The following is a 4,354-nucleotide window of genomic DNA, read 5'->3' on the forward strand; positions in this document are numbered from 1 at the left end:
GTGAATGCAATCAACGCCGCGTAGCCCCGAACATTTTGCCTACCCATTTCCAATTCGCCGCGAAAGCCCGTCACCATGCTTAATTCCATCGATATCGGCACCTCCGGCCTGATAGGTTTTTCCAAGGAGCTGCAGACCATCAGCAGCAATGTCGCCAACCTCAACACCACCGGCTTCAAGGGCAGCAATGCCCAGTTCTCCGCCTACTTCTCCGACGGCGGCAGCGAAGCACCGGGTCAGGGTGCCCAGCAGGGCGCCGGGCTCGGTACGCTGCCCAGCGTGGTGGACTTCAGCCACGGCCAGATCAATGCCACCGGCAATGATCTGGACGCCGCCATCGATGGCGATGGCTTCTTTGTACTGAAAGACAGCACCGGCCAGACCCTGTACACCCGCGATGGCAGCTTCCAGGTCGATGCACAGGGCTATCTGGTCAGCCGCAGCAATGGCGCGCGGGTTCAGGGCTTCAATAGCGCCGGCATCCTGCAAGATATCAATGTCAACGGCCTGCGAACCAATGCCGCCAAGGCCAGCGCCAATGTCAGCTTTGCCGGCACCCTGTCCACCGCCGACACCACCAAGACTGTCAGCGGCATTACCGTGACCGATGCCGCCGGCGGCAGCCACAGCCTGGTGGCCGAGTTCAAGAACAATAACGCCAGCAGCAGCGGCAGCTGGCTGGTCACCATCAAGGACGGCGGCACGGTGGTCGACTCCGGCGAGGTGCACTTTATTGCCGGCCAGCTCGATCCCGGCCACAACAGCGTGTATTTCACCTACAACCCGGCCGGGGTGCCGGCGATGCCGCTGACCCTGACACTGGAAGCCGGCACCACCAGTGCCGCCACCGGCGCCTCCACCTTGGCGGTCAGCTCAAGCGATGGCTATGGCACCGGCACGGTCAGCAAAACCACTTTCGATGCCGAGGGCAAGCTGGCGATCAGCTACTCCAACGGCCAGACGGTGAAGGACCAGCAGCTGGCCATTGCCCTGTTCAATTCCACCGCGCCCTTGCAGCCGGTCAGCGGCAACAGCTTTATCAACAGCAATCCGCAGTCGGTAACGCTGGGCACCGCCGGCAAACGCGGCGGCCCGATCAAGGCGGCCTCGCTGGAAGCCTCGAACGTCGATCTGTCCAAGGAATTCAGCAAGATCATCATCACCCAGCGCGGCTATCAGGCGGCCTCTGAGCTGATCAGCACCGCCAACCAGATGTTGCAAACCCTGCTGCAGATGAAGGGCCAGTAAAGCGTGGCCAATGTTCGACCCTATCTGCTGCCACGGCGCAGCCAGCTCGATCAGCTGGGCGATGCACGCCGCCAGGCCCTGGCCGCCTGGGCCAGCGACTGGGCGCCCTTGCCCGCCTACCAGATCAGCGTACAGCCGGCCTGCGCGCTGGCCGGCTTGAGCGCGGACTGGCGCAGCTACCGGCTAAGCAAGGGCGACATCGCCGGCCTGCAGCTGCCGGCCAATCTGCCACGCCTGCTGGAGCAATGGCTGTTCCGGCTCGAGGGGCACGATGCCGGCAGCGAGCCGCAACGTAGCGCGCCGCTGGCGGTGCCGGTGGTGCAGCAGGCCCAGTCTGCGCTGATTTCTGCCCTGCTCGGCGAAGTAGCCGAACCGTCTGAGGACGCCGGCGCCCTCACCCTGTTATGCCGGCCCGGCAGCGGCGCCAGCTTGCTGACACTCACCGTAGCCAATCAGCCCCTGCGCGTACTGCTGCCGGCCTGCCAGCTCGCGGCCGCTCGGCAAGTTTCCCCTACCCTGCTGCCACCGCTGGCGCCACTGCGGTCGGCGCTAGCACGCCAGCCGGTAAACCTGACCGTGGAGCTGGGCAGCACCGCACTCACGCTGGGCGCCCTGCAAACCCTGGCGCTGGGCGATGTGCTGACCCTGCCCCTGCCCTTGGGCCAGGCCTTGCAGGTTCTGGCGCCGGGCCATGTTCCGCTGTGCCAGGCCCAGCTGGGCGCAGCGCAAGGCCACTATGCGGTCGAGCTGTTCAAGGGGAGCACACCATGAAGTGCGTCAAAGCGTGCTCGCTCGCCCTGCATCCCGAATCACCCTGCCCGGCCGTGGCCGGCAGCCTCACTAAGGACCTTCCATGAGCTCTTCCGAACACGCGGCCGACGCGATACCCCAGCCCATCGCGTTGGACGAACTGCCAGGCTCGGCCGCGCACGCACCCAGCCTGCTTAGCGGCCATCTGGCGTTGATCAAGAATGTCAAAGTGCAGCTGTCGGTCAAGGTGGGCGAGGCGCAAGTCAGCGTGGGTGAATTGTTGCAGATGCGCGAAGACCATCTGCTCACACTCGACCGCCCGCTCGATGCGCCGGTCGATATCCTGCTCGATGGCCAGGTAGTAGCACGCGGCCAGCTGGTGGCGGTGGACGATCAGTTCGGTGTGCGCATCACCGAGCTACCGCGCCTTGATGCGGGCGCCGCTGCGACATGAAGCACCTGTCGCGACTCCTCGCCTTGTTTGCCGCCCTGTTGCTGCTGAAGGTCGCGGCAGCGCCGCTGGCCGATGTGAGCGCCACGCCGGGCAGCCCATCCACCCACGCCATTCCCTACAAGCAGGAACGGCATGGCGATGATGATCTGGCCACCCGCAGCCTGGCCAGCTTGGCCCTGGTCGGCCTGCTGGCCTTTGGCATGGTATGGGGCATCAAACGCTTTGGCCTCTCCGGCCGGCTCGGCAAGGGCTGGGCCGGTCAGCGCCGCTTGCGCCAGGTCGAAGCCATCCGGCTGGGGCGGCACAGCAGCCTGCATGTGGTGCACTACCACGATGAAGAACTGCTGCTGGTCGAGGCCGGCCAGGCGGTGCAGCTGCTGGTGCGCCGCCCCTTGGCAGCAACCCCACCTGAAGCCAACCCTAAGCCAGGGGGAGGCCATGATGTTGAAGCTTGAGCCTACGCCCGCCTACCCCGCACTGCGCCTACCCGTACGCACAGCCAGCTGGCAGCGCGCGCTGTGGCTGCTCGGCCTGCTTGTGCTGGCGCTGATGGCCGGCCACTGTCTGGCAGCCAGCAGCAGCGCAGTATCACTGCCCGGCATGGAGGTGCGCCTGGTCGGCCAGGGCGAGCAGGCGCAGGTTTCCACCGCCCTGAAGGTGCTCCTGGGCCTGACCGTGCTGAGCCTGGCGCCGGCGCTGCTGGTGTCGGTCACCGCCTTTATCCGCATCAGCGTGGTGCTATCGATGCTGCGCCACGCCATCGGCATGCCGGAAACCCCGCCCAATACCGTGCTGGTGAGCCTGGCGCTATTCCTCACCCTGTTCACCATGGCGCCGGTATTGAAGACGGTGAATGAGCAGGCGTTCCAGCCGTTCATGAACGACAAGCTGGCGCCTGGGCCGGCGCTCGATGCCGGCATCAAGCCGATACGCGACTTTATGGTGCGCCAGACCCGCGAGCAGGATATGCAGCTGATGGTGGAGATCGCCAAGGCGCCCGAACCGCGAACCGTCGATGACATTTCCACCGTGCAGCTGATTCCGGCCTTTATGTTGTCCGAGCTGCGCGCGGCCTTCCAGATCGGCTTTGTGATCTTCCTGCCTTTTGTGCTGATCGATCTGATCGTGTCGGCGATCCTGATGGCCCTGGGCATGATGATGGTGCCGCCGGCCACCATCTCCCTGCCGCTGAAAATCCTCATGTTCGTGCTGATCGATGGCTGGAACCTGGTCACCAAGGCCCTGCTGGGCACCTTTGTATAAGCGGTAACGCGATGCTGGACCTTGCGGACAATGTGAATGCCCTGCTGCCGCTGGCCGACGAGCCAGCGCTGTGGGCATCGCTGCGCGCAGGCGAGCAGGCGGCGCGCAGCCGGCTGATCGAAGCCTACCTGCCGTTTGCCCGCATGCTGGCCGCCAAGCAGTATGCCGGCCGCATCGGCGATGATCTGGAATTTGCCGAATACCTGCAATCGGCCACCGTTGGGCTCCTCGAAGCGGTGGAGCGCTATGACCCGGCACGCGGGGCCCTGTTCAAAGCCTATGCGGTGCTGCGTATCCAGGGTGCCATGCTCAATAATCTGGAACAGGCAACCGAGAAGCGCAGCCAGATCACCACCCGCCAGCGCCTGAAAGCGGAGCGGCGCGATTCGGTCAAAGACGCGTTGAACGACCACGACAAAGACCTGTTCCACCAGCTGGCCGATGTGGCGATCAGCCTAGCGCTGGGCTTTATGGTCGACGAGGCAGACAGCTATCGCCACCCGGATGCGATGGCCAGCCCGCACTACAGCAGCATCGAGCTGGCGCAGCTGCGCCGCAGCATGAAATCCTTGGTCGATCAGCTGCCCGAGCGCGAGCGGCTAGTGATCAAATACCATTACTTCAACCAGATGCCGATCG

Annotated in this window: 6 protein-coding genes; all 6 read left to right on the top strand. The window is 64.7% G+C overall.

Annotated features, from left to right (window positions below; translation table 11 throughout):
- Positions 1–75 precede the first annotated feature (75 nt).
- Positions 76–1,248, top strand: a complete 1,173-nt coding sequence (locus ACE3OH_RS20015) for a flagellar hook protein FlgE (RefSeq protein WP_374357308.1) — start codon at positions 76–78, stop codon at positions 1,246–1,248.
- Positions 1,249–1,251: 3 nt separating this feature from the next.
- Positions 1,252–2,019, top strand: a complete 768-nt coding sequence (locus ACE3OH_RS20020) for a FliM/FliN family flagellar motor switch protein (protein ID WP_374357310.1) — start codon at positions 1,252–1,254, stop codon at positions 2,017–2,019.
- 82 nt (positions 2,020–2,101) lie between these two features.
- Entirely contained in the window at positions 2,102–2,452 is a 351-nt protein-coding gene (locus tag ACE3OH_RS20025) for a FliM/FliN family flagellar motor switch protein (RefSeq protein WP_374357312.1), read from the top strand.
- The gene (locus tag ACE3OH_RS20030; protein ID WP_374357314.1) at positions 2,449–2,907 is read left to right on the top strand and encodes a flagellar biosynthetic protein FliO; all 459 of its coding nucleotides are present in this window, start codon (positions 2,449–2,451) and stop codon (positions 2,905–2,907) included. The genes ACE3OH_RS20025 and ACE3OH_RS20030 overlap by 4 nt, the downstream gene beginning before the upstream one ends.
- Positions 2,891–3,715 (top strand): flagellar type III secretion system pore protein FliP, encoded by an 825-nt coding sequence (gene fliP / locus ACE3OH_RS20035; RefSeq protein WP_374357316.1) that lies wholly within the window; start codon positions 2,891–2,893, stop codon positions 3,713–3,715. Before ACE3OH_RS20030 ends, fliP begins: the two co-directional genes overlap by 17 nt.
- Before the next feature lie 11 nt (positions 3,716–3,726).
- Positions 3,727–4,354 (top strand): sigma-70 family RNA polymerase sigma factor (locus ACE3OH_RS20040; protein WP_374357318.1); only part of this gene is annotated, 628 nt, incomplete at its 3' end.

Origin of the sequence: Chitinimonas sp. (assembly GCF_041904975.1) — a bacterium.
GTDB lineage: Bacteria > Pseudomonadota > Gammaproteobacteria > Burkholderiales > Chitinimonadaceae > Chitinimonas.

Coding starts and splice junctions, on each gene's coding strand:
- ACE3OH_RS20015 (WP_374357308.1), top strand. CDS start 76: ATGCTTAATTCCATCGATATCGGCACCTCCGGCCTGATAGGTTTTTCC.
- ACE3OH_RS20025 (WP_374357312.1), top strand. CDS start 2,102: ATGAGCTCTTCCGAACACGCGGCCGACGCGATACCCCAGCCCATCGCG.
- ACE3OH_RS20030 (WP_374357314.1), top strand. CDS start 2,449: ATGAAGCACCTGTCGCGACTCCTCGCCTTGTTTGCCGCCCTGTTGCTG.
- fliP (WP_374357316.1), top strand. CDS start 2,891: ATGATGTTGAAGCTTGAGCCTACGCCCGCCTACCCCGCACTGCGCCTA.